The following is a 24,378-nucleotide window of genomic DNA, read 5'->3' as shown; positions in this document are numbered from 1 at the left end:
GGCGTCGGGCGTCGGGGTGGTGTCAACCTCCGACAGGGGCTGATCGCTGTTGCGACCGCAGACGCGCGGCTGCTAATTCACGTAACTCGCCGACTCTGACTTTGTCACTGCCGGTCAGCGAAATGTCGTCATCATCGAAGAACAGCACGTGACGTGGCACCTTGTAACTCGCGAGGCGCTCCCGAAGAAACGTTCGGATCTTCTCGGCCTCCATACTCGAGTGGTCTTGTGCGACAACGCAAGCAACGACGACCTCCCCGAGCGTCTCGTGTGGGACACCAACGGTTCTGGCCACCTTGACGGTGGGATACCGGGCCAAGATCTCGTCGACTTCCAGCGGCGAGACGTTCGCACCGCCCGTCTTGATGATCTCGGTAAGCCGGCCCGTCCAGAACAACCGCCCCACCTCATCGAGGTAGCCTCCGTCGCCGGTATGAAAGAAACCTTCGGCGTCGAGCGTCTCATCAAGCGGCGTGCCGATATAGCCAAGCATGAGGGTGGGCCCCTTCACACAGATCTCACCGCTCGTACCTCGCGGCACAACGTCGCCGGTCAGGGGGTCGACGATCTTCAACGTCACGCCTGGTAGCGCAACGCCCCAACTATTGGCGTGTTGCTCAGGTGGTGTGTTGAGGTCGAAAATGGTTGAAATCGTGAATGTTTCAGTATTGCCGTAGGCATGGTCGGGCAGATGCCATTCGTGGGAGACCGTTGGGTGACGTGCGATCGGCGTCTTGACGTCTGCGAATTTCATGCTGCTGAGATCGACACAGGACCAATTGGGGGCAGCCTCGATCTGGGCCCACTGGTGCGGCCATGCGAACGGGTAATTCACCTGCTCGGATGCCATCAACTCAAGCGCTTCGGTGGCAACGAACGTGGACTGCAGCACCAAGCATCCGCCGGCAGCGAGCGTCGCGCCCAGCGACATGACGAAATTTCCCGACCAGAAATAACCGTTGGCCGACCAGCAGCGAATGTTGTCTCCCGGTTCGAAGCCGCATACCCGCCGGAAACGCCACATCTGGATGGTCATGCCGCGATGCGCGTTGAGGATGCCCTTGGGCTTACTCGTCGAACCCGACGAAAAGAAGAGGGCGCCTGCGTCACTCGGCTTCGCCGACGTAGCCGTCGCCATGACCAGTTCGCGCGGTTGCCCGGCGCCCCGAGCCAAGAACGTGGCCCAGTCGTCGGCACCGGGACCCGGCTGACCGACCAGCACGAGATCCCGCAGGAACGGGAATTTCTCCGATTGCAGCGGCGCAGAGTAATTTTCAGCCAGCTCGGGCAGGAGGTCGGCCAGCACCGCGAGGAAGTCGGTCTTCAGCACCTGACGTTCGAAGAGCAACAGCGCAACATTGGATGCAGTGAGCAGATACTCGAGCTCGTCCGCTGTGGAAAAGGTGCTCAAAGCCACAGCAACACCGCCGGCCATCGAGATGCCGAAGAACGCAGCCACCCACTCGGGACGGTTGGTCATCAGCAGGCCCACCCGGGCGTCTTTCCCGACGCCACTCGCTCGCAGGGCGGCCGCCACCTGCATGGCTTGCTCCCACAGTTCGTCGTACGTCCAACGGGTTTCCCCCTCCGCCGAGTGGAACACCAGAGCTTCACGCTCGCCGTACATCGATGTGACGTCGCGCAGGAAACCGGGCAGTGTGAGTGCGCCGAGTCCGGGCTCCTCGCTCAGCGGCGGGCCTGCCGAGATCGACGGAGCTGGTGCAATGTTGGTCGTCATCAGGGGCCTGGGTTGCTCAGAACGGCAATTCGATCTCGGCCGTGCACTTCACGAGCTCTTCACCGTTCTGGTTCTTCAGGTGCACCCTCACCTGGACCAGCGGCATACCCCACGCCGACTCTGACTGCTTGTCGATGACCTCGCCCTCGAAGTAGGTCACGTCGCCTTCGAATGCGGGGCCGCGGAAGTCGGCTTTGCTGTGCCGCACCATTCCGTTGTGGCCTGCCCAGTAGGCGAGATAGTCGGTGCACCACGCGCCCATCGTCGCGCCGTACCCGTACGCGCGGGCCATACCCACTTCGCTAGCGCGATCAGCGTCGATGTGCCCTCGTGACGGTCCGAGGTAAAGGCCGTCACGCTTGCGCGGATCGATTAACGCGTCTTCCTCGTCGAACGCGAAGTCTTTCCCGAAACCGGGATCTTGATACACCCACGGGTCGTCGACACCTTCTGGCGCGACCCAGTAGAACGAGCCCCAGGTGTTGAAGACGAACGCGCGATACTCGGTGGTGAAAGTGGCGATGCTGTGGGGCCCGATGATCCGCCGCGGCAACGTATCCCCCACCTTGACCTCGTCAAAATGTGGTGAAATGCCGGACCGATTGGATTCCAGCCAGTCCCGGCGGATCCGGTCGACCTCCTCGAGTTCCAACTGCGTCCAGCGCTTGATCTCGCCGAGTTGGCTTTCGAACATCCCGCGCTTGGTCGCCTCTTCGTAGAGGTAGCGAATAGCAGTGGAACGTTCGCGGGCCACCAACACCCCGTGCTGGTTCTTGTGGACGGTGTCGCCTCTCGAAAACATCGTCGGTCCAGCGAATTTCGTCTCGACCACTTTGTAGTCGTGGAAACGACGCTGCTGAAAAAGCTGGTCCCCTGGGCGCACGGGACAGCCGTAGAACCACCACTCCTCGCCACCGAAGATCAAGTGACTCTTCGGGATATGACCGACACAGGCAGGTGCCGCACCGTGCCCGTAATCGAGTGCGACCGCAATGGACTGCGGAGCGATGAGGCCGCCGAAGGCCGAATCGCGAGCGAATCGCTCATCCCAATGCAACGGGTTCGGATAGTCCATCGCCATGACCCAGCGACGAATGTCTGACGAGCTGCACGGATCCCACAACTGTCCGCCACCGATGGGCTTTCCGACCCGATGGTCGACGTCGGACACATCCATCTCGACACGCGACTGTTCGTCCGCTGCCGAACTCGGCTGCCTTGCCATAATGCCTCTCCTGCTCGGTAGCGGTGGCCTCGATGACCGGCGGGTCGCCCGGTCGTGCACTTCGTGCTCGCACGACGTCCTCGCGCAACTGCTCAGAACCCACCTGCCAGGCGATATCTCCCAGCCGAATACACCCAGGACGAAGTCCGCTAACGCTGAATGCTGCTATCCGCTCACGGCGATTGTCAACACTTGCCTACGTTGACTTTCACTTCCGGAGAACATTATTCTCGCAGCAGACCATCAACTGAGACGGAGCGAGCGTGCTTCTTGAGCTCGATGACGACCAGCGCTTTTGGCGTGACACGGTCCGGGAAGCGGTGGACAAGCAGTGCCCGCCCTCCTTGGTCCGCCAGGTCGCCGAAGGACGTTCGACCCCCGACGACCTGTGGCAGTGGTACCGCAATCAGGGGTGGACGGAACTGGCCGATGCAGACAACATGATCGAACTCATCCTGGTCCTCGAGGAGCTGGGACGCGCGTCGGATCCGACACCGTTTCTTGCTTCGCTCACCCAGTTCGCGCCCTTGGCCGGGGACCACTACGACCCTTCCCAGGCCGGCACCGCGGTTTGGAAAGGGGTCACCACCCGCAGTCAACGCGACGGCTGGGTCCTTGACGGTGTGGCCCGATTCATCCTCGACGGTGATCGCGCAGATCGCCTCGCAGTCACCACCGCATCGGGGGTGTTCATCGTCGACCGAAACGCGGTGCTCACCCGCCGAGTCAAGACATTCGACCCCGTCCTCCATGTCGCCGACCTATGGTTCGATTCCGTCCCGGTCGACGAGCAGGACCGTGTCCGTACCGACGGCGAACGGGCGTTTCAGATCGCGCTCACTGGCGTCGCGATCACGATTGTCGGTGCGTGTCGACGCATTCTCGATCTGACCTTGGATCACCTCAAGCAGCGTCGGCAGTTCGGGGTCGTGATCGGGTCATTCCAGGCGCTCCAGCACAAGGCCGTCGACATGTACGTGGCGATCGAGCGCGCCCGTGCGCTGGCTTACTTCGCAGCGCTCACCATCGCCGCCGACGATCCGCGCCGTCGCCTCCTGACCCGAATGGCGAAAGCCGCTGCAGGCGAGGCACAGTCGCAGGTCGTCCGCAGCGGGATGCAGTGCTTCGGTGCGATGGGACTGACCTGGGAGAACGATCTGCAGTTCGCCGTCAAGCGTGCCCGGGCAGGCGAAGTTTTGCTCGGCAGCGCTGAGGAGCACCGCGCATTCATCGCGAAGGAGTATGGTGCAGCTGACTTTTGACGACGACGTCGAAGCCTTCCGGGCCGAGTTCGCGGCGTTCCTCGACGAACACACGCCATCGGAGGCCCTCACCCGGGAGCGACCGCGTTCGGTGTCGCACATGCCGCAGTGGGCCAGGGACTGGCAGCGCCTGCTGTTCGACCAAGGGTGGCTGCTGCCCGCCCAGCCGCCGGAGTTCGGGGGGCGCAATGCCACGGTACTCCAGCAGTTCGTCCATCTCGACGAACTGTGTCGCCGCAGGATCTTCCACAGCTTCAATCCGCAGGGCGTCAACATCGTTGCGACGTCGTTGATATCGTTCGGCACCTCCGAACAGAAGCAACAGTGGGCCGTACCCGTGTTACGCGGTGAGAAGACAGCCTCGCTGGGCATGAGCGAGCCCAATGCCGGTTCGGACCTCGCCTCACTGCGGACACGCGCAGTCCGCGACGGCGACGATTTCATCGTCACCGGCCAGAAGGTGTGGACATCGGGAGCCCACGACGCCGACTTTCTGCTCGCATTCGTGCGCACCGATCCCGATGCGCCCAAACACAAGGGCATTTCAGCGTTGCTGATCCCGACGGACAGTAAAGGCCTGGTCTGCCGACCCTTCGGCGATATCGCCAGCGCGGACAATCTCGATTTCAACGAAGTGTTCTTCACCGACGTCCGCGTCCCTGCAGCGAACCTGGTTGGCGAGCTGAATCAGGGTTGGCGAGTAGCCAACGGTTCACTTGGCCAAGAGCGGACGATGATGTGGCTCCTGTTCGCCGACCGGCTCGACAACCTGATCGCCGACTGCCGACCACGGTCGCCGGTCGGGCAAGACCAGTACGCGTCGATGATCATCGACTACCACGCCCTACGCGCGTTGGGTTCAGCCGCGCTGGGCCGGGCCGCGCGCGGTGAAGCCGACACCTCGTCGATCTCGTTACTCAAACTCCTGGGGTCAGAAGCCGAATGTCGCGCCGCTGATGTCGTGCTGTCGATGTCCGGAATCGACGGTTTGCTCCATCCCGTCACCGGTCGCTATCAGCACATGAACAACGACGAATATTTCGCCAGCAGCTTCGAGCGCTACACCCGGGGCGTGGCGGCCACCATCGCGGGCGGAACGTCGGAGATCCAGCGCAACATCATCGCTCAACACGTCCTCGGTCTTCCCCGTGGCTGATCACGTCGTAGGACAGGAGAAGCGCTGTGGCTGAGACTGATTGGCCAGCAATGGACTACCTGGTGGTGCGTCGGCTCGGTGGTATCGTCACGGTCCGCCTGAACCGGCCGGCGAAAATGAATGCAATCAACAGCGGCATGGAGAAGGAATTCTATTCCGTCCTCGCGGACTGCAACCGCATCGACAGCGTCAAATGCGTGCTGCTCTGCGCGGCGGGGCCCAACTTCTCGTCCGGACACGACATCCAGCAAGTAGCCAGCGAGACCGTCGGCGGACAGGAACCCGCGACAATAGAGGACAAGTACTGGGTCCACACCGGAGACCTGTTGCCTCCGTGGCGATTCACCAAAGGTCTCGTCGTTGCGGCCAAGGGCTTCGTCGGACCCCACGCGAACACATTCCTTCTCGCCGCCGACGTGGTCATCGCAGCCGAGAACACCCGTTTCAGCTGGGAAGAGTCTCGGGTGGGGGTCGGTGCTCCCTACGGACCCTACGCACTGATGCCGTTCCACTTCCCCATCCGAGTGATGAAGCAGTTGTGGATGACAGGGGGATGGCTGGACGCGCAAACCGCGCGCGACCTGTTCTACGTGAACCGCGTCGTCCCGCTGGGTGAAGAAGAAGCCGTCGCGATGTGCTTCGCCGAGCAGATCGCGCGAATGGAGACCGGCGACCTGGTCGCCAACAAGCGCGGTACACACCGGCTTTACGAGGCGGCCGGGCTGTCGGCGATGGTCGATGTGGGCCGAGACCCCTACGTGCCCGACGCGCAGGCAGCCGTCGCCAAGGAGCACCACCTCCGTCTCATCCACGAGAAGGGCGTCAAAGCTGCGGTGCGGGCGCGTGACTCGGGTTGGGACGACGAGGTGAGCAAAGTCTGACCTGGCAATGCCCGATCATGTTCTGCGCACCGAATCAATGTCGAGAGAGGTGACCAATGCCCGACGCTGACGCGATCGTCGCAGCGATCAACAATCACTGTGAAACGTTGAGCAATCACGACAAAGAGGGCTGGCTGGCGTTGTGGGCCGATGACACCGTTCTGGAAGACCCGGTCGGGGTCGACACCTACACCGGGCTCGAAAGCCTGCGAACCACATTCTGGGACATGGTGTCTGATCTGTCGCCGATGAAATTGTGGCTCGAGCGCGACATCGTCATCTGTGGCAACGAGGCGATTGCCATCCTGCAGGGTGTCGTCACCCGCAACGGCGCCTTGCAGCACGTCGGTCCACTGATCGACCACTTCACCTTCAACGACGTCGGCAAGATCTCGATGATGCGCGCGTTCTGGAAGTACGCGTGACCTTGCCGACCCGGGAAACGTTGCCGGCCATCGTCAATCGGATGGCCGCCACGGATCCGCGTCGGCACTTCGTCCGGACCGTCGACGGCGACGCGGCAACGTGGGCCGAACTACGGGAGTCGATGACGCTATGGTCGGCACGCTTCCTCGCACTGGGCGTCGGCCGCGGGGATGTCGTGGTCACCGTGCTCGACGCCGGCCTGGACTCGGTGGCCGTGTGGCTGGGGCTTGCGAGTATCGGCGCGATCGACGCGGCCACCAACCCGGAATTCCGTGGCCGTATGCTCGCCTACGCGATCAACAACTGCGCGCCAGCCCTGCTCGTCGTCGCCGCACGGCACCTCTGCGTAGTAGAGGCTGTCGCTGCTGAACTTCACACCGTCACAAGGGTTCTGGTCATCGGCGACCATGACGAGCTATCGATCCCGGCGACCTCGCTTCCTGCCCCGACTCGGCCGGCCGACATCGACGCAGACCTCACCGAGGCGAAGGGCGCGATGACCGAGCCGCAGTCCCACGACATTGCCTGTGTCACCTACACATCGGGGACCACCGGGCCCTCCAAGGCCGTGCGTCTGCCCTGGGGGCAACTCCACTCGATCAATTCTGGAACCTTCCCGCTCGAAGACCTCACGTCGGACGATGTCTTCTACTGCACGACGTCGCACGCCCATTTCGGCTCCAAATCCATCCCTTTCAACGCTGCGATGGTCGGTGGCCAGGTCATCATGCGACCACGATTCGCGCTCAGCGCTTTCTGGAGCGACATACGTGAGTTCGGTGTCACCACAGGCATGTTGGTCGGATCGATGGCGGACGTGCTGCTGCGCGATCCCAACAGTCCGGACGGCCCCACCACGTTGACCAACCTGTTCATGGCTCCGCTGGGCAACAGTTATCGTCAGTTCAGCGAGAGATTCGGTGTACGCATCTGCACCGTGTACAACAGCACCGAGGGCGGCGTGGCGATCCGGTCGGGGTGGAACCCCGCCAGCGAGCACACCGTGGGCCGGCTCCGGCGGGGTTATCCGGGTTTCGAGGTCCGGCTGGTGGACACCAACGATTACGAAGTTCCGGACGGCACCCCCGGGGAATGCGCGATCAGGGCGCGAGAGCCGTGGGTGATGAACGCCGGATATCTGAACAACGACAGCGCAACCGCCTCAGCGTGGCGCAACGGCTGGTTTCACACCGGGGACGCGCTCATCCGTAACGCCGACGGCGAGTACACATTCGTCGACCGGCTCAAAGACGTGATCCGGCGACGGGGAGAGAATATCTCGTCGTTCGAAGTCGAAGCTGACGTGCTGCAGAATCCGGAGATTGTCGAGTGTGCCGCGGTCGCGGTTCCGGCGGATTCGGTGGAAGACGAGGTTCTTGTGTTCGCGGTGCGCCGTGCGGGTTCGTCGATCACCGCGCCCGAGTTGGCAGCGGACCTTGCGAGCCGGATGACCCGTTTCATGGTGCCCCGGTACATCGAGTTCATCGACGAACTGCCGAAGACCCAAGCAACGTTGCGCGTGATCAAGGCCGATCTTCGACAACGCGGAATCGGGCCGCACACCTGGGACGGTCAGAACCAGACGGCTCGCGTTGTCGCTGAGCTTGACTGCCAACACGTGATCGAAAGTAGGCACACCCGTGACGACTGAACATTCCAATGGCGCGACGAACTGCCCTGCCAACGGCGGATATTCAGATCTCTTGGAGAAGGTGTGCTTCATCGACCCAGCCGTCCAGGAGAAGCCGTTCGACTACTATCGCGCGCTACGTAACTGCGACCCGGTTCACTTCGAGAAGGACCTGGGCATGTATTTGGTGTCACGTCACGAAGACTTGATGACGGTGCTTCGTGACCCTGTGGTGTTCTCCCAGGAGCTCGGCTACTACAAGCAAATGGCGAGCGGCCACCTCGACGCGATCAAAGAAGTGCTGGAGCGCGAGGGCGGCGGCTTCTTCCCCGACGTCGCCAACATCGATCCGCCCAAGCACACCCGGGTGCGCCGGCTGTTGTCCCAGGCGTTCAGCAGGAAGCGAATGAATTCCCTTCAGCCGCAATTCGAGGATCTCGTCAACGGCCTTATCGACGGTTTCGTCGACCGTGGACGCGTCGACGGGTTGCACGATCTCGCGCTGCCGATGGCGATCGCGTTCAGCCAGCAGCAACTGCATGTCGAAGGCCTGGACCAGGCCACCATCAAGCGTTGGGGCAGTGCCTACCTATCCCAGTTCAGTCTGCAGAACACTCGCGAAGACATGCTGGCCGCTGCGCGCGAACTCGCTCAGATGCAGCGCTATCTCATCGATCTGGTTCGCCGACGCGTAGAGGAACCGGAAGACGACATGCTCTCCGACATCATCACAGCGCCCGCTTCGGATGAGGAACCGCTGAGTTTCGACGAGCTGGTCGCCACTGCGCGCGCATTGCTGATCAACACCCACGATTCGATGTCGACAGCTTTTACCAACATCCTCTTCCAGGTCGCGACTAACCCGGAGATCAGCGAGCACTTCTACGCGGCCGGCCGCGACGACGCGCAGATGAGCAAACTGATCGAGGAACTGCTGCGGCTCGAACCTCCGGTTCGTGCACTGTCGCGGGTTACCACCGCGCCCGTGAACCTTGGTGGTGTCGAGCTTCCCGAAGGTGCACATCTGCTGATCTTGTTCGCTTCGGCCAACGACGACGATTCCGTCTTCCAATGCCCGCGGCAGTTCGACCTCAGCCGCATCAATCTCAGAAAGAGCATGACCTTCGGGGCCGGCACCCACTTGTGCCTGGGAATTCGCCCTGGCGCGCATGCAATTGCTGGTCGCGGCGCGCCAGGTCGCGCTGAGGCTTCCCGACCTGCATCTGGCGGTGCCGGTCGAGGACATCAGATATCTCCCCAACGCAGCGCTGCTGGCGATGGAGAGCCTTCCCCTGACATTCACCGCGGGACCGGCAGAGGGGAGCCACGCCCATGACGTGTGAACCGACAAACCTCCCCGATCCCGAAGATGTGGACATTCCCACCCTCCGACAGCGTTACCGCTGGGAGCGCGACCGACGGCTCCGGCCCGAAGGGCAGGCACAATACGCCGCCGCATCGGAGAGCAGCGCCGCCCTCGATTACAGCGATCCCCATATGCCGCGGGCCTCGCGCCCAGCCCTGCACGACGAGATGGACGTGGCGATTCTCGGCGGTGGGTGGGCCGGGGTCCTGGCTGGCTACCACCTTCGCAAGGCAGGCATCGAAGACTGCCGAATCATCGAGCAGGCCGGTGATTTCGGCGGCGTCTGGTATTGGAACCGATATCCCGGTCTTTCCTGCGACAACGACTCCTACTGTTATCTGCCGTTACTGGAAGAGATGGATTTCGTTCCGTCGAAGAAATTCGCCGACGGCATCGAGATCCGCAATTACTGCCAGAGCGTCGCCAAACGCTTCAACCTCTACCGGGGCGCGTTGTTCCACACCTGCGTCAACGCGTTGAGTTGGGACGAGTCCATCGGCCGCTGGCGCATCGGAACAGATCGAGGTGACGACCTTCGCGCCCGGTTCATCATCCTGGCCATGGGGCCGATCAACACCCCGAAGGTGCCGAGGGTACCCGGACTCGAAGAGTTCGCGGGCGCGATGTTCCACACCGCCCGTTGGGATTACGGCTACACCGGCGGCAGTCAGGAAGAGCCGGTGCTCGACAGGCTGGCCGACAAGCGGGTCGCGATCGTCGGTACCGGCGCGTCGGCGATCCAGGCGATCCCGTTCCTCGGCAAGTACGCACAACAGCTGTTCGTCCTGCAGCGCACCGCGTCGACGGTCGACGAGCGTCACAATGCCCCGACCGATCCGGACTGGATAGCCGGCTTAAAGCCCGGCTGGCAGCGGGAACGTCAGATGAACTTCCACCGTGCCGCCATCGACGGACTCTTGCCCGGCGAGCCGGACCGGATCTGTGACATCTGGACCGAGATCAACCGCAACCTCTCTGCGCAGTTCGTGCAGACCGGATGGCCGCAGACGCCCGAGGAGTTCCTCGCGGTCCGGGAGGTCATGGATTACCGCGTGATGGAGCGGCTGCGAGCCCGGGTTGACGCGTCGGTGAACGATCCCAAGACAGCGGCGATCCTGAAGCCGTGGTACCGCCACATGTGCAAGCGGCCGGCCTCGAGCGACGTGTACTACCCGACGTTCAACCGGCCCAACGTCACCCTCTTCGACGTGTCCCCGACACAGGGTGTGGAACGCATCACCAAACGTGGCTTCATCTTTGAAGGCGCCGAGTACGAGATCGACTGCCTTATTTTCGCCAGCGGCTTCGAGGTGACGAGCGACCTTCAACGTAGGTGGGGTATCGACAAGATCACCGGGCGCGGCGGCCGATCGCTCTACGACAACTGGGCACAGGAATTTCGTACGCTGCACGGCATGATGACGCACGGATTCCCGAACTCGTTCTACATGGGCTTTTTTCAAGGCGGATTCAACGCATCGACAACCGAGACGTTCAACAACCAAGCTCGGCACATCGCGTGGATCATCGAACAGGCAAGCAAGCGCGATGCCGCGACGGTTGAGCCCACATCGGAAGCCCAGCATGCGTACGTTGATCATGTCCGTAGTGTCGCTGTCGACACCACCGACTTCATCCGCGAATGCACACCTGGCTATTTCAACAACGACGGTCAAGAGGTCGCCGACAGGACCGGCCAACTACGACCACGCTCCTATACCGGCGAGCTGTACGGCCTCGGGTACTACGCATTCGAACAGTTGCTGCATGATTGGCGCGAAGCTGGTGATCTCTCAGGGATCACTATTACAACAAAAATGTGAACTCACACGTCTCTGATGACGTTCGAGAAGTGGTCGTGGGACGCGCCCTAGCGATCGATTGCACTGGGGGATTTGTTTCTCTCAGCTTCCAGGCCGTAGCGCCAACCAAGTCTGCTTACTCATTTGATCGTGACCCCCGCATCGACCTTGAACTGTAGGCCGGTGACGAAACGTGACTCATCGGAAATCAGGAAAAGTACCGCATTGCTGACGTCGACGGTATCGATGCACGGTGTCGGCATGGCGTTGACGAAGGTCGGGATCAGGTCTGCGCGTTCCCCGGCGAGCAGATCACCCAACGCTGTCGGGATCATACCCGTCGGGACCCCGGTGGGATGGACCGAGTTGACCCTAATATTCTGCGCGGCAAGCTCATTGGCCAGCGCCTGGGTAAGACCGACAACTCCTTGTTTGGCGGCCGTGTAGGGCAGCTGCAGCGGATATCCCTTGAGCGCGCCGGCCGAGCTGATGTTGACCAGACTGCCGCCGCCCTGCGCGAGCAGGTGCGGGATCGCCGCAGCGCACGTGTTCCACGTGCCGATCAGGTTCACATCGACCACCGTGCGCCACTGCTGTGCAGTCGTCTTGTCCCACGAGGCGATGGTGAGAACACCGGCGTTGGCCACCGCACCGTCGAGACCGCCGAGCTGATCGACACCGTCATCGACGGCCTCCCGCAGCGCGGTCTCTTCGCGGACGTCGACTATCCGGCTGACGCAGCGGCGGCCGTGCTCGGCCACCAAAGATACTGTGTCCGCAAGATCATCCTCTGTGGCCAACTCATAATCCAGATCTGTCAACGACCGGCAAATATCGACGAGGATGAGGTCGGCTCCTTCCTCGGCGAGCCGCAGCGCGTGGCTGCGCCCCAGTCCCCTGGCGGCTCCGGTGACCAATACCCGTTTACCGGCAGCCCGTCCTACACCCAATGCGGTCACAGGTTTCCTTTCCGATGGTGCGTCGGTGTTTTGGGGCCGATTCGGTCCTGGCTGTCCAACATCAGTCCAGCATGATCGGGAGAAAGCACGTCGCGCCGGCCACGTGATGCTTTACCAGCGACGGCCGAATCCCCTTCTGGCGAGTGACATTCAGAGCCTGACAAGACAGCTGCTCAACCTCTCAGCTGCCAGCAGTCGAACTCTCCAACGACGCGGAACATCACGGCGCAGAAGCGCCGTGTACATGGGCCCCTTTGCGCGCCTCCCGCTCTTGGTGGATCCGAACCAGTTCACGGAAACCGATACGTTTGTACTTCGGCACCGGCTGTATGCCCCAGACATCTTGCGCGGTCTGCTTGGGCGCAGCGCCCTCAGGCGCGTCGAACATCGGGTAGGGGACTTTGCACTCCAGGGTGTCGTCGGAATACCGGACCTTGAGGAGCTCGCTGCAGATCTCGGTGAGGCTCAAAGTCGGGTAGCCGTAGTAAACCGCCATGAACGGAAGCGTGAAGGCGCCTTCGATGACGAGGGCGATCAGGCACACGAGAACGGCACGTTTGATCCATTTGTGCATCCGCGCGTAGTACGGCGTCGTGCCGGGAGGCAGGTCGTCAGCGGGGTCCTTCGTCTCGGTAGACGCTGGAGTGGTCATTTCATGCTCCTCGAGGCCCTCTTAGTCGGAGAAGATTTCGCGATTGACGGTGTGCAAGTAAGGAATAGCCAGGAACGGGGTGATGTAGAAGATGTCGAAAGCCCACCAGCCCACCACTGGGAAGATGGTTCCTGCGTATCGAACGTCGGCGTACAACGTCATGTTGAATACGTAGGTCACCCAGATCACGACGCCCATCCAGCAGGTGATGATCATCCACTGATGGCCCCACCGCTTCATTTGCAAGAAGCCGATCGCGGCCGACACGCGCATAGCGAACACGGTCAAGATGAAGCCGAACACAAACGACTTCTCGCCCGGTCCGCCGGCGCCGCCGAGCCACAGCTCGTTGTAGTGCCAGAAGTAGCCGCCGTCAAATAGATAACCCCAGCCGGCGGTGAGCACGCGGTTGATGAGCGTGTGATTGGCAATCCAGTCCAAGCCCCAGCCGAGGGTGTTGAGCATCCCGTCGATCATCACCAGGTAGCCGATCAGAGTCACGATCATGGGGCGCATGGACAGTCCCGCGCGGGCGGCCTGGCGCTGTAAATAGATGCCCCGCATGAAGATCGGAAAGCCGAAGATGCCGGGTGCCCAACAGCCCATGAGCCCGGCACCGATGATCATCCATTTATCGGCACGGCGCTGCGCGACCCGCGACTCCTCGTCGTGTTCATCAAGGCTGCGTGAGCTGGCTGGGTCTAATCCGCTCACCGCCGATGATTTCGACCGTGAAAGACGTTCGATGAGAGGCAGATTCACAGGTCCCACCACCCCCGCGCGAAGGACATGTAGAGCTGGATGCCGAACATCAACGCCAGGTAGCCGTAAATCACCAGCTGGAAAATGATCAACGCCTTCTTCCGCTGTCGTTCCTGCCGGTCGACCATGAAATCCTCCTTCGGGGGATGCCGGTTGTGTTCGATATGCTCAGACCGGCGCCAGCGGTCTCATGTATCCCGCGCGAGATCTCCGACACGAGCGCCGGCTCCGAATCTCTGTGCGGCGGTTGGTCAAAAGGTGCCAATGTTGGCGAAGATCCAATACCAGAACCAAATAACCAAAACGACTCCGCCCCAGGCGAAAACGTATCGCGCGATCTCCCAGATCCAAGCCAACATGCTCGACCTTCTCTCATGTTCCAATGCCGCGGCACGTGATGACGCAATGCGCCGTTTCCCGGGTCATCTTTTTCTCGGAGTGAATACGACGGGCAGGGCGCGGTAGCCGCGTGTGACCGAGTTGCCGTGAAAGTCGACTGGTAGTTCGGGTGCGATGGTGTAATCAGGGAGGCGCTTGAGAACCTGTTCGATGCCGACCCGAAATTCGAGCCGCGCCAGATTCGAGCCCAGGCAGCGATGTACGCCGGCGCCGAACCCGAGGTGGCGGTTCGCTTGCCGGTCCAGGATGCAGTTGTTTGGTTGGTCGAACTCGCGCGGGTCGCGGTTGGCGGCGGCATAGTTCACCACGACGGTCTGCCCAGGACAGAACTGATGGCCGCTGAGTTCGACCTCCTCTGTGACGGAGCGATTCAGTCCGTGGATCGAACCGGCGTAACGGATGAACTCTTCGATTGCGGTGGGGATCAAATCGGGGTCGCTAACCAGCCGATCGCGGTCGGTTGCCTTAGTGCCGAGGTAGTGAAAGGCGAATGACATTGCGCTGGACGTTGTTTCCAGTCCCGCTTGTACCAAGAGCATGACATTGGCGACGACGTCGTCGAACCTGAGTTTCTCCCCGTCGATCTCGACGGAGAGCAACACATCGATCAGGTCGTCCCGCGGTGGTTCGTCGCGACGTTTGTCGATCTCTTCGCGCACCCGCAGATACAGATTGGTCATCGACGCGTTGCGGATGTCTTCGGTCTCACCATTGACCGCGATGTCAGTCGTCTCGATATAAATCGACACGTCCTCCACCGGCATGCCGAGCAGATATCGAAAAAACACGATCCCGGGTTGCTGCCACGCGACGTTGGCGAGGTCGCCACGACCCTCCTCGACGAACTCGTCGATCAACCCATCGGTGACCGCACGCACCTGAGGCTCCAACTGCTTCATCCGGCCCGGTGAAAAGTACGGATTCAAGAACTTCCGCAGCTGCTGCTGGCGTGGCGGATCGATAGTGATCACGATGTCGCCGAACCACATTAACGAGCCATCCATCGTCAATGGTTTGCTGGAGAAACTCTGCCAATTCCGTGCGATCTCGTAACAATCGTTGTAGCGGGTGGCGACCCACGCACCTCCCGGCGTCGGGCCCACGAACGGAGAGTCCTGATGAGTAAACGGCGCTCGCTCGCGCATCACCTCGTAGACCTCATACAGAAGCGCCGGGTCGTTGAAGTCCTCGTGACGAAGATCGAGGTTGCGCGCATGCTCCCCGGGTGACTTTTGCCCCATGACCAGTCCCTCCCGCCCCGCAGAGGGCCGCCGACCTCGTTCGACGCCACTGGGCAACCCGGACGGACGTATCCCCGGAGAGGCCCGTCGACACCGCAACTGCACCACACCGGCAGTGCCGTCCACGCGCATTCGCGCCGGCCCTCGATATTCCCTCGCATAGGCCAAGCCGGCGTAGCCAGCACAGTAGGTCTTTGCCCGCCGCGAGTCAAGTCGCACTCGATAAATCTCCCAGTTCATCGCGGCCCGCCCCGCCGCGGAACCAAAACCGCTGCGGCGGAGCCAGTCCCGCAGATCCGCTTTTCGTGAGACGGCATGCGGCGTCTTGTGATGCACACCTCCCTTGACGAGAGGGTTAAGCCTGAATCCTGCTCCAGTCACATCAAGGTTGTCAATAACCGACAACGTTGACTTTCGTCAGAAGAGAATACTATTCTCGTCTGCATCTGCGACGGAACCGGTGGAGGTGACGTGTCCTACGAGAGCAGAGCGCATCCGATCAAAGTCGGATATCTGATGGACTTCACGCTTGCTGCGGATTTTCCAAAGGAGTTGCTGGATTCGTTTGTCCAGTCCTTAGACCTCGTGTTCGAAGACGCCCTTGAGAAAGGGCTGCTGGATCGGCCCGTAGAGGTGATCTATAAGGAGGTCGAGGGCCTACCCAAAGGGACAGTCAAAGCAGTGATCGATGCCTACGCCGAACTCGTCGATGAGGGTTGCCTAGTTGTGTTCGGCCCCAACATTACTGACAACGTAGTGCCGATGCGTGAGGCGATCGAGGAGCGTTTCAAGGTGCCGGCGATCAGCGTCACCGGGACTGACGACTGGCTTGGTGAGTGGACTTTTTCATTCCCTCAAGGCTCGATGACCGATGAGCCCATCTTCCTTGCTGACCTCATCGCCAAGAGAGGGTTAACCTCAGTCGGTGTCTTGGTCGAGCAGAACCTGATCGGCGAGACGTATCTGGGCAATTTCCGGCGCGCATGCGTGCGCAAAGGTCTGCGGATTGTTGCTGAGGCACCGATTGCGCAGACAGCGCAAGACATTCATGCCGCGGTCGGTTCCCTTTATGAGGCGCGGGCCGAGGCGATCGTCCACTTCGGTTTTGGCTTCGGCATCGTTTTCATCAATCCGGCGCTGGAAGCTGTTGACTGGGATCCGCCGCGCTTCTCGACCACCGCCTGGCAGAACGCTTGGATCAATCCGGTGATGTGGCAGGCGTTCATGGGCTGGGTCGGCGTCGATCAATATGACGAAGCCAACCAACTTGGGCAGGAGTTCCTCGACCGCTACGAGGCAAAGCATGGCAACCGTCCCGAATATTGCGTTTCCGTGGTCAACCACGACGTCGCCTCAACCCTCGTGCGCGCGTTCGCCGATGCCCATCCGCTGAGTCCGCGTGGAGTCAAAGAGGCGCTCGAACGAGTGAAGATGATGCCTGCGGCCTCGGGTGCGCCCGGTACGCGGGTCTCATTCGGCAAATGGACCAGGCGGGCCTGGATGGGCGCAGGCTACCTCGTCGCCCGCACATTGGACGCCGACGGCGTCAACTCGCATCTTGTCGACCGATTTGGTCAGGAGTAATCCCATGAGTACCGAAGAAGCCACGTCGCGCCTAGTTAGCGCCGAGGAGCAGTCCCCTGCGGGGCGGTCACGCAGTGGCAACCTAGGTGCATGGCTGGCCGGTATCGGCCTGCTCGCGTTCGTCGGGTTGTTCATTGCGGTTTCCCGCACGGAACTCGATCCGCGAGTGGCCAACCCGAACACCGTCGGGAGGCCGCGACCCGTCAAGTACCTCTTCGGATTCACCGGCTGGATGGATGCCATCGAAGTCGGTGTCGTGCTGATGCTCACGGTCCTGGTAGTCGTCTTCATCATCGGGTGGCGTCGAAACCCCGGCAGCCCAGTGATGCTGATGTTCTTGGTCACCACATTGATTGTGTGGCAGGACCCCATCATGAACTGGGCGCCCTACGCCGTGTACAACCCGGACCTCCTACACTGGCCGGAGTCCTGGATTCTGATCATGATGTCACCGACGGTGGAACCATTCATTGTATTCGGTTACGTGACATTCTATTTCGGTCCTTACTTCGTGGCGGTGTGGGTGCTGCGCAAGTTGCAGGCCAAGCGCAGTCCCGATGCTTTCGTCAGCCGGCACCCGCTAGTCAGCTTGGGCGGTTTAGTACTCGTCATCGGATTCGTATTCGACGCAATCCTGGAAGTCGGTTCCATCGCGACCGGTCTCTACATCTATTCGCAAGTTATCCCGTTCGGGTCGATCTTTACCGGAACAACGTTGCAGTTCCCACTGATATGGGAGTCGTTCAGTGTGACCTTCGTGATGATCCCGGCGGCGATACTGGTCTACCGCGATGACACGGGAAAGTCGGTGGCAGAGAAGCTGGCTGCGAAGGCCAAGCTGTTCCCGACGAGGCCCGTGCTGGGCACCTTCTTGGTGATGTTTGTGATCATCAACATCTCGTACTTCGCCTACGGTGCTTGGTTCTGGGCAATCAAGGCCAGCGGTGCCGCGACGTCGGTTGCGTGTCCATGGCCATATCCGGAAGCCAAGGTCTTTGACCCGCAAGGTTATTACGAGGAGAACGGAGCCAAAGGGCCCTACTCGGTGGGTAAGTGGTCCACCTGGCAGTACGCCCTGCCCGATGGTCGCCCTGACGTGCAGTTGGGCTCCAAGAGCAATCGGTGCGCGACGCAGGGCTCCAGTGGTTGATCGTCGTAGCGTCGTTATCACGGGTGCCTCGCGCGGGCTCGGCTTCGCCTCGGCAGTACGCCTCTACCGCGAGGGATGGCAGGTGGTCGCCGCAATGCGGACGCCCGAGCGGGGGATGGCGCAGTTGCGGGAAGCGACGGGCGCGGCCGAAGACGACGATCGGCTCCTCGGTGTCCAACTCGATTTGATGGATGCGGCGTCAATTTCAGCGGCTGCCAAGGTGATCGAAGAACGTATTGGCGCACCGGACGCGATCGTGCACAACGCCGGAATATCGGCAGCCGGCATGGTCGAAGAAACTGACACAGCGTTGTGGCAGAAGATGTTCACCACCCATGTAATCGCACCTGTTGCTCTGACCAAGGCGCTACTGCCGTCGATGCGGACGGCGGGGCGGGGCCGCGTCGTGCTTGTCAGCAGTGCGGCGGGCGTGCGCGGCCAGCCAGCCACGGGACCGTACTCGGCCAGTAAGGGAGCGATGGAACGGTGGGGTGAATCGCTCGCATTCGAGGTAGCGCCCTTCGGGATCGGTGTGACGGTTCTGGTCACCGGTACCTATGACACTGAAATCATCACGGACGCAGGCACCACCGACGATCGTGACTTCACCGGTCCTTACGCGCGTCACCATCAGACGATGAACAGGCGCGGCCGGTACGCGATCAAGTTCGCTCGCTCCCCCGAGCATTTCACCGATGGATTGGTGAAGGCACTGGCCGACCACGGCGCCTTCCGCCGTCATGGCGTCGGCCCCGACGCGTTGATGTTGCTGACCTTCAACAGGCTGCTCCCTGCTTCCGGAATGCACCACATGTCGCGGATTGTCCTCGGAATTCCTCGCTTCGGCTCCATGCGCGACGGAGCATATCCGCTGACAACTACGCAGCGCGTGATGGTCGCTGCCGCCAAAGTGCTCCCGCAGCGGATCCTTACTCAGTCGGCGTCGCTAGCGATGCGATTTTCGCGGAAACAGTCTGTACGAAAGGAAGGTGGAAGCGATGACTGAGGCAACGACGGTCACGTTCGAGTCGAGGATGATGATCGATGGCGAGCTCGTCGACGGTGAGTCAGGCACGTTCGCCAACATCAATCCCGCCAATGAGGACGTGCTCGGTGAGGTTGCGGATGCGTCCAAAGCCGATATGAATCGTGCGATCGATGCGGCGCGGCGATCGTTCGACGAGACCGACTGGTCGACCAATCGGGCGCTGCGGAAGCGCTGCCTTCTGCAACTGCACGACGCCATTCACAGCGAGTTGGAAGAACTGCGCGAAGAACTCATCCTCGAAGTCGGCGCGCCGAGATCGGTGACGCATGGTCCGCAGCTGGACGCGCCCCTGGAGGACGGGTTGAAGTTCCCGGCCCGGTTAATTGATGCCTTCGACTGGGAAATCGATCTTGGCGACGCGGTGGTGTCGTTGACCGGTGTGAACTCCGCCCGCCGAGTGTGGCACGAGCCCGTGGGTGTGGTCGGCGCGATCGTCCCGTGGAACTTTCCGTTCGAGGTGACGATCAACAAGCTCGGGCAGGCGCTCGCCACCGGCAACACCGTGGTGCTCAAACCCGCCCCCGATACCCCGTTCAACGCCACCCGGTTGGGACGATTGATCGCCGAAAAGACCGACATACCAGCCGGAGTCGTCAACGTGGTGACAGCTTCGGATCATCTCGTCGGTGAGGAGCTGACCCTCTCGCCGAAGGTCGACATGATCTCATTCACCGGATCCACGGCAGTGGGTCAACGCATCATGGAAAAGGGTGCGGCCACGATGAAGCGATTGTTCCTTGAACTCGGGGGGAAGTCGGCGACCATCGTGCTCGATGATGCCGACTTCGCTACTGCCTGCTTGATCGGCATCGGCCCATTAATGCATGCCGGCCAGGCGTGTGCGGCGCCGACACGAATCTTGTTGCCGCGCAGTCGTTACGCCGAAGGTGTAGCGATTCTGCAGGGGATCTACGAGAACATCCACGCTGGCGATCCCCAGGACCCGGGCACCATTTGCGGGCCGGTCATTTCAGCTAAACAACAACAGCGCATCCTGGGTTACATCGGCAAGGGTGTCGACGAGGGCGCGACCATGCTCGTCGGCAGCACCGAACCGCCGAAAGCATTCGACAAAGGGTTCTGGGTCAGCCCCACCCTGTTCACCGATGTCGACAACGCCATGACCATTGCCCAGGAAGAGATCTTCGGACCGGTGCTGGCCGCGATCCCCTACGACGACGAAGACGACGCGGTCCGTATCGCGAACGACAGTGCTTACGGTCTGGCCGGCATGGTGATGTCGGGATCGACGGAGCGGGCATTGGCGGTAGCGCGGCGATTGCGTGCCGGGTTCATCGGGCTCAACGGCACCGCGGGGTACGGCGCGGATATGCCCTTCGGGGGCTACAAGCACAGCGGTGTCGGACGCCAGAACGGACTGGCGGGCTTTCGCCAATACACAGAGATCAAATCCGTGGCTTACCCCGCGAATTGATAGGAGCATGATGTCAGAGCTATTCGACGAACTCGAAGACTTCGCGGCCTTCGACGACGTCGTATCGGGCGATGTCCGCGACCCCTACCCGGAATTGGCAAAACAGCGTCGCGACACTCCGATCCAACGAATCGATATGTCGACGATGCCCGGTGAGCAGGGCAAGCCGGTCTTCATCGTCTACCGTCACGAAGACATTCAGGCGATGCTGCGTGATCACGAGACTTTCTCCTCGAACGCCGTGATTCAGATATTCGGGGACGTTCTGGGCCACGGGGTGATGCTGGGCATGGATGAGCCCGTCCACGGCCGGCTGCGTTCGCTGGTGACCAAGGCGTTCACCCAAAAGGCTTTGGCGCGTTGGGAAGACGAGATCGTCGGTCGCATCGGCAACGAACTGATCGACGAGTTTGCCCCCTACGGCTCCACCAACCTGGTGAAAACGTTCACGTTCCCGTACCCGAGCCGCATCATTGCCGCACTCCTCGGCCTCCCGGAGGAGGACTTCCCGCAGTTCCAGCGCTGGTCGGTTTCGATGTTGAGTTACACCATCAATCCCGAACGAGGATTGGCGGCGTCAAAGGCCCTCGTCGAGTACTTCACTCCCATTCTGGAGGCTCGGCGGGCGGAGCCTCGCGAGGATCTGATCAGTAGCCTCGCAGCCGCCGAAATCGACGGCGAAAAGCTTGCTGACGAAGACATTTACTCCTTCATCCGGCTATTGCTTCCGGCTGGCGTGGAAACTACGTACCGTTCCCTGGGCAGCTTGCTCTTTGCGCTACTCACCCACCCCGACCAGCTTGATGCCATCCGCGCCGACCGAACTCTGATACCGCAAGCGATCGAAGAAGGTGTTCGATGGGATGCGCCTCTGCTCAACATCACTCGCGTCGCCACTCGTGACACGGAACTGGCCGGAGTGCCCATCCCGCAAGGATCATCGGTGATGCCCATGCTCGGCGCAGCGAACCGCCAAGAAGATAGGTACACCCAACCTGATCACTTCGATATCTTCAGACAGGCGAAGGTACCCATCAGCTGGGGCTACGGAGTCCATGTCTGCCTCGGGATGCACTTGGCCCGACTCGAGATGCGCACCGCCATCAACCTGTTGTTGGATCGGCTACCCAACCTCCGCCTCGACCCTGACGGTGACGACCCGCACATTCGCGGCATGGTCTTCCGTTCACCGACGTCGCTGCCGGTGTTGTTCGACCCGGCCTGAGAAGTCCGTTGCTCTGTGCCGGTGCGGACGACGTCGCTCCCTCCGTGCTGATCGCGGCTGATCATCAATGAAAGGAAGAAGCGCATGACCGACTTTGACACAGTCGACTTTTTCACCGATGAAGATCTGGTGTCGGACCCGTACCGGTACTTCGACTTCCTACGGTCCCAATGTCCGGTGTCGCAGGCAACTGCGTTCAATGTCATGGCCGTCACGGGTTACGAGGAAGCTCTCGCCGTTTACAAAGACCCGGCCTTCTCGTCGTGCAACTCGCTCGCGGGCCCGTTTTCTGGATTTCCTTTTGGTCCCGACGGAGCCGACGATGTCTCCGACTTGATCGAGGAGTATCGCCACATCGCCCCGATGGCCGAGCACATCTCAAATCAAGATCCGCCGCTGCACACTCGGACCAGAAGCCTGATGAACAGGTTAATCACCCCTAAGCGCCTCAAAGAGAACGAGGAGTTCATGTGGCGGCTAGCGGATGAGCAACTGGACACATTCATCGAACGAGGGAGTTGCGAGTTCCTCGCGGATTACGCAAAGCCCTTCTCCCTGCTTGTCATCGCTGATCTCTTGGGGGTCCCTCAAGAAGATCACGAGGAGTTCAAAGCGCAATTCGGTACTCAAGTCGCGGGCGAGCTCGGGGAGGGAACAACAGCGCACAATCCCCTGCAATGGCTCAACGAGAAGTTCTACGCCTACATCGAGGACCGCAGGCGCTCGCCGCGTGGTGATGTGCTGACCGAGTTGGCCCAGGCGAAGTACGAAGACGAGTCGACGCCCGAGATCGAGGACGTGATGAACTTATCGACGTTCCTCTTCGCCGCGGGAACGGAGACGACTACCAAGCTCGTCAGCGCAGCAGTACGTGTCCTCGGCGAGAACCCAAAGCTCCAGCTGTCCCTTCGCGAGGACCGGGCGAAGATTCCGGCTTTTCTCGAGGAAACGTTACGCATGGAAAGCCCTGTCAAGGCTCACTTCAGAATGGCCCGCAAGACGACCACGGTCGGCGGAGTGGAAGTGCCGGCGGGGACGACGGTCATGCTGCTGCCGGGAGCATGCAACCGTGATGAACGAAAGTTCGACGCTCCCAACACATTCGATGTCAATCGATCGAATGTTCGCGAACAGATTGCCTTCATTCGCGGTGTTCACTCTTGCCCCGGCGCTCCGTTGGCGAGAGCGGAAGGCCGGATCTCGATAAACCGAATCCTCGACCGTATGGCGGATATCGGACTTTCGGAGGCGCATCACGGCCCAGCGGGCGAGCGCCACTACGAGTTTGAGCCGACCTTTATCCTGCGTGGCCTCCGCGAACTGCACGTGACCTTCACCCCTGTCGGCTGAATCGAGAGACCCATGTCGAAAACTGTTCTGGTCACGGGCGGGTTGGGGCTGGTGGGCTCAGAAACCGTACGGAGATTAGTCGAAATCGGTCAACGCGTGGTGGCCACAGATCTCGACACGAAAGCCAACCGGAAGGCCGCTGCGAAACTGCCGACAGGTGTCGAATTCCGGCCAGCCGACCTCACCGATTCCGCGCAAGTGCAGCGTCTCCTCTCCGAGGTCGCCCCAGACGCGATCATCCACCTCGCAGCGGTGATCGCACCCGCGATCTACCCGATACCGAAGGTCGCGCGACGGGTGAACGTGGACGCCACTGAAAATCTGGTCCGCCTCGTCGAGGCGTTGCCAAAGCAACCGCGATTCGTCCATGCCTCGAGCATCACGGTAATGGGTCCCCGGAACCCGCACCGCACAACGCCTCCGCTGAGGGCGGACCAACCGATGCGGCCCTACGACGTCTACAGCGGCCAAAAGTCCGAGGCCGAAGAGATTGTGCGGGGATCAACGCTGGAATGGGTGGTCCTGCGACTGGGAGCAGTGCTCAGCCCGGACATGGGGGCATTGCCGGTCACCACTGACGCGATGTACTTTCAAGCAGCGCTGCCCAGCGACGGTCGGGTTCAGACCGTCGACGTTCGCGACGTTGCATGGGCTTTCGCTGCGGCAACCACCGCCGACGTCGCTCGCGAGATCTTGTTGATCGGCGGTGACGATTCTCACCGACTGACCTATGCCGAAGTCACCTCGGGCCTGGTGGCGGCTCTGGGCATACCGGGCGCGATCCCTCAGGGCCGGCCCGGTGATCCGAACAGCGACGATGACTGGTTCGTCACTGACTGGATGGACACCACCCGCGCTCAGGAGGCGTTGCAGTTTCAGAATCATTCGTGGCCCGGTCTGAAGGCCGAGTTGGCGGAGAAATACCGGTTGCTGCACTTTCCAGGCCGACTGATCGCCCCGATCGTGCGACTGTTCATGGCGCGCCACTCGCCGTATCGCAACGCACCGGGTCAGTATGCCGATCCGTGGGGGGCGATACGCGCCAAATTGGGTGAGCCGGCGTGGGATCGACCTCAAACGTGAATCC

At 61.3% G+C, this 24,378-nt stretch carries 21 protein-coding genes; 14 read left to right on the top strand and 7 right to left on the bottom strand.

Annotated features, from left to right (window positions below):
• Positions 1 to 22: 22 nt before the first annotated feature.
• Together BN972_RS14115 and BN972_RS14110 are read right to left on the bottom strand one after the other, a co-directional pair.
• Complete coding sequence (locus tag BN972_RS14115) at positions 23 to 1,627, bottom strand: class I adenylate-forming enzyme family protein (RefSeq protein WP_235192451.1); 1,605 nt, start codon at positions 1,625 to 1,627, stop codon at positions 23 to 25.
• Positions 1,628 to 1,754: 127 nt separating this feature from the next.
• On the bottom strand, positions 1,755 to 2,963 hold the full coding sequence (locus BN972_RS14110; protein ID WP_036358912.1) for a MaoC family dehydratase: 1,209 nt from the start codon (positions 2,961 to 2,963) through the stop codon (positions 1,755 to 1,757).
• Positions 2,964 to 3,226: 263 nt separating this feature from the next.
• Here BN972_RS14110 and BN972_RS14105 point away from each other — a divergent pair, with 263 nt between their 5' ends.
• The 7 genes from BN972_RS14105 (at position 3,227) to BN972_RS14075 (ending at position 11,507) form a co-directional block, all read left to right on the top strand.
• The gene (locus BN972_RS14105) at positions 3,227 to 4,225 is read left to right on the top strand and encodes an acyl-CoA dehydrogenase family protein (RefSeq protein ID WP_036358909.1); all 999 of its coding nucleotides are present in this window, start codon (positions 3,227 to 3,229) and stop codon (positions 4,223 to 4,225) included.
• Entirely contained in the window at positions 4,209 to 5,381 is a 1,173-nt protein-coding gene (locus BN972_RS14100) for an acyl-CoA dehydrogenase family protein (protein ID WP_036360837.1), read from the top strand. The genes BN972_RS14105 and BN972_RS14100 overlap by 17 nt, the downstream gene beginning before the upstream one ends.
• A 26-nt stretch (positions 5,382 to 5,407) precedes the next feature.
• Positions 5,408 to 6,262, top strand: coding sequence for an enoyl-CoA hydratase/isomerase family protein (locus BN972_RS14095; RefSeq protein WP_142277065.1), 855 nt, complete (start codon positions 5,408 to 5,410; stop codon positions 6,260 to 6,262).
• Positions 6,263 to 6,318: 56 nt separating this feature from the next.
• On the top strand, positions 6,319 to 6,687 hold the full coding sequence (locus tag BN972_RS14090) for a nuclear transport factor 2 family protein (RefSeq protein ID WP_036358904.1): 369 nt from the start codon (positions 6,319 to 6,321) through the stop codon (positions 6,685 to 6,687).
• On the top strand, positions 6,684 to 8,339 hold the full coding sequence (locus BN972_RS14085) for an AMP-binding protein (RefSeq protein ID WP_051545446.1): 1,656 nt from the start codon (positions 6,684 to 6,686) through the stop codon (positions 8,337 to 8,339). The genes BN972_RS14090 and BN972_RS14085 overlap by 4 nt, the downstream gene beginning before the upstream one ends.
• Before the next feature lie 61 nt (positions 8,340 to 8,400).
• Positions 8,401 to 9,654: a cytochrome P450 gene (locus BN972_RS14080; RefSeq protein WP_158497695.1), complete on the top strand. Its 1,254-nt coding sequence runs from the start codon at positions 8,401 to 8,403 to the stop codon at positions 9,652 to 9,654.
• Positions 9,651 to 11,507 (top strand): flavin-containing monooxygenase, encoded by a 1,857-nt coding sequence (locus BN972_RS14075; RefSeq protein WP_036358901.1) that lies wholly within the window; start codon positions 9,651 to 9,653, stop codon positions 11,505 to 11,507. The genes BN972_RS14080 and BN972_RS14075 overlap by 4 nt, the downstream gene beginning before the upstream one ends.
• Positions 11,508 to 11,626: 119 nt before the next feature.
• On the opposite strand, the gene BN972_RS14070 is transcribed toward BN972_RS14075, so the two are convergent.
• The 5 genes from BN972_RS14070 to BN972_RS14050 all read right to left on the bottom strand — a co-directional run bounded on the left by BN972_RS14070 (position 11,627) and on the right by BN972_RS14050 (position 15,499).
• Positions 11,627 to 12,436: a mycofactocin-coupled SDR family oxidoreductase gene (locus BN972_RS14070; RefSeq protein WP_036360833.1), complete on the bottom strand. Its 810-nt coding sequence runs from the start codon at positions 12,434 to 12,436 to the stop codon at positions 11,627 to 11,629.
• A 229-nt stretch (positions 12,437 to 12,665) separates the two neighbouring features.
• The gene (locus BN972_RS14065; RefSeq protein WP_036358899.1) at positions 12,666 to 13,097 is read right to left on the bottom strand and encodes a hypothetical protein; all 432 of its coding nucleotides are present in this window, start codon (positions 13,095 to 13,097) and stop codon (positions 12,666 to 12,668) included.
• A 21-nt stretch (positions 13,098 to 13,118) separates the two neighbouring features.
• Positions 13,119 to 13,859: a hypothetical protein gene (locus BN972_RS14060; RefSeq protein ID WP_390176213.1), complete on the bottom strand. Its 741-nt coding sequence runs from the start codon at positions 13,857 to 13,859 to the stop codon at positions 13,119 to 13,121.
• Positions 13,856 to 13,987, bottom strand: a complete 132-nt coding sequence (locus BN972_RS30840; protein WP_036358893.1) for a hypothetical protein — start codon at positions 13,985 to 13,987, stop codon at positions 13,856 to 13,858. The genes BN972_RS14060 and BN972_RS30840 overlap by 4 nt, the downstream gene beginning before the upstream one ends.
• Positions 13,988 to 14,281: 294 nt before the next feature.
• Positions 14,282 to 15,499: a cytochrome P450 gene (locus tag BN972_RS14050; protein WP_036358890.1), complete on the bottom strand. Its 1,218-nt coding sequence runs from the start codon at positions 15,497 to 15,499 to the stop codon at positions 14,282 to 14,284.
• Between the two features lie 471 nt (positions 15,500 to 15,970).
• Between BN972_RS14050 and BN972_RS14045 the strand changes: the two genes are divergently transcribed.
• From BN972_RS14045 to BN972_RS14015, 7 genes are all read left to right on the top strand, one after another.
• Complete coding sequence (locus tag BN972_RS14045) at positions 15,971 to 17,083, top strand: ABC transporter substrate-binding protein (RefSeq protein WP_036358887.1); 1,113 nt, start codon at positions 15,971 to 15,973, stop codon at positions 17,081 to 17,083.
• A 4-nt stretch (positions 17,084 to 17,087) separates the two neighbouring features.
• Positions 17,088 to 18,233, top strand: a complete 1,146-nt coding sequence (locus BN972_RS14040) for a spirocyclase AveC family protein (protein WP_036358884.1) — start codon at positions 17,088 to 17,090, stop codon at positions 18,231 to 18,233.
• Complete coding sequence (locus BN972_RS14035) at positions 18,226 to 19,239, top strand: SDR family oxidoreductase (RefSeq protein ID WP_036358881.1); 1,014 nt, start codon at positions 18,226 to 18,228, stop codon at positions 19,237 to 19,239. Before BN972_RS14040 ends, BN972_RS14035 begins: the two co-directional genes overlap by 8 nt.
• Positions 19,232 to 20,716, top strand: coding sequence for an aldehyde dehydrogenase family protein (locus tag BN972_RS14030; protein ID WP_036360832.1), 1,485 nt, complete (start codon positions 19,232 to 19,234; stop codon positions 20,714 to 20,716). The genes BN972_RS14035 and BN972_RS14030 overlap by 8 nt, the downstream gene beginning before the upstream one ends.
• 10 nt (positions 20,717 to 20,726) lie before the next feature.
• A complete protein-coding gene (locus BN972_RS14025; RefSeq protein WP_036360830.1) occupies positions 20,727 to 21,941 on the top strand; it encodes a cytochrome P450 in 1,215 nt (404 codons plus the stop codon).
• An 84-nt stretch (positions 21,942 to 22,025) separates the two neighbouring features.
• Positions 22,026 to 23,291, top strand: a complete 1,266-nt coding sequence (locus tag BN972_RS14020) for a cytochrome P450 (RefSeq protein ID WP_036358878.1) — start codon at positions 22,026 to 22,028, stop codon at positions 23,289 to 23,291.
• 12 nt (positions 23,292 to 23,303) lie between these two features.
• Positions 23,304 to 24,374: an NAD-dependent epimerase/dehydratase family protein gene (locus BN972_RS14015; RefSeq protein ID WP_036358875.1), complete on the top strand. Its 1,071-nt coding sequence runs from the start codon at positions 23,304 to 23,306 to the stop codon at positions 24,372 to 24,374.
• Positions 24,375 to 24,378 lie beyond the last annotated feature (4 nt).

Source organism: Mycobacterium asiaticum DSM 44297 (assembly GCF_000613245.1).
Classification (GTDB): domain Bacteria; phylum Actinomycetota; class Actinomycetes; order Mycobacteriales; family Mycobacteriaceae; genus Mycobacterium; species Mycobacterium asiaticum.
The sequence above is the reverse complement of the archived record's forward strand: the minus strand, read 5'-3'. Positions and strand labels throughout refer to the sequence as shown.

Coding starts and splice junctions, on each gene's coding strand:
- BN972_RS14050 (WP_036358890.1), bottom strand. CDS start 15,499: ATGGGGCAAAAGTCACCCGGGGAGCATGCGCGCAACCTCGATCTTCGT.
- BN972_RS14115 (WP_235192451.1), bottom strand. CDS start 1,627: ATGTACGGCGAGCGTGAAGCTCTGGTGTTCCACTCGGCGGAGGGGGAA.
- BN972_RS14015 (WP_036358875.1), top strand. CDS start 23,304: ATGTCGAAAACTGTTCTGGTCACGGGCGGGTTGGGGCTGGTGGGCTCA.
- BN972_RS14065 (WP_036358899.1), bottom strand. CDS start 13,097: ATGACCACTCCAGCGTCTACCGAGACGAAGGACCCCGCTGACGACCTG.
- BN972_RS14025 (WP_036360830.1), top strand. CDS start 20,727: ATGTCAGAGCTATTCGACGAACTCGAAGACTTCGCGGCCTTCGACGAC.
- BN972_RS14075 (WP_036358901.1), top strand. CDS start 9,651: ATGACGTGTGAACCGACAAACCTCCCCGATCCCGAAGATGTGGACATT.
- BN972_RS14020 (WP_036358878.1), top strand. CDS start 22,026: ATGACCGACTTTGACACAGTCGACTTTTTCACCGATGAAGATCTGGTG.
- BN972_RS14090 (WP_036358904.1), top strand. CDS start 6,319: ATGCCCGACGCTGACGCGATCGTCGCAGCGATCAACAATCACTGTGAA.
- BN972_RS30840 (WP_036358893.1), bottom strand. CDS start 13,987: ATGGTCGACCGGCAGGAACGACAGCGGAAGAAGGCGTTGATCATTTTC.
- BN972_RS14110 (WP_036358912.1), bottom strand. CDS start 2,963: ATGGCAAGGCAGCCGAGTTCGGCAGCGGACGAACAGTCGCGTGTCGAG.
- BN972_RS14030 (WP_036360832.1), top strand. CDS start 19,232: ATGACTGAGGCAACGACGGTCACGTTCGAGTCGAGGATGATGATCGAT.
- BN972_RS14040 (WP_036358884.1), top strand. CDS start 17,088: ATGAGTACCGAAGAAGCCACGTCGCGCCTAGTTAGCGCCGAGGAGCAG.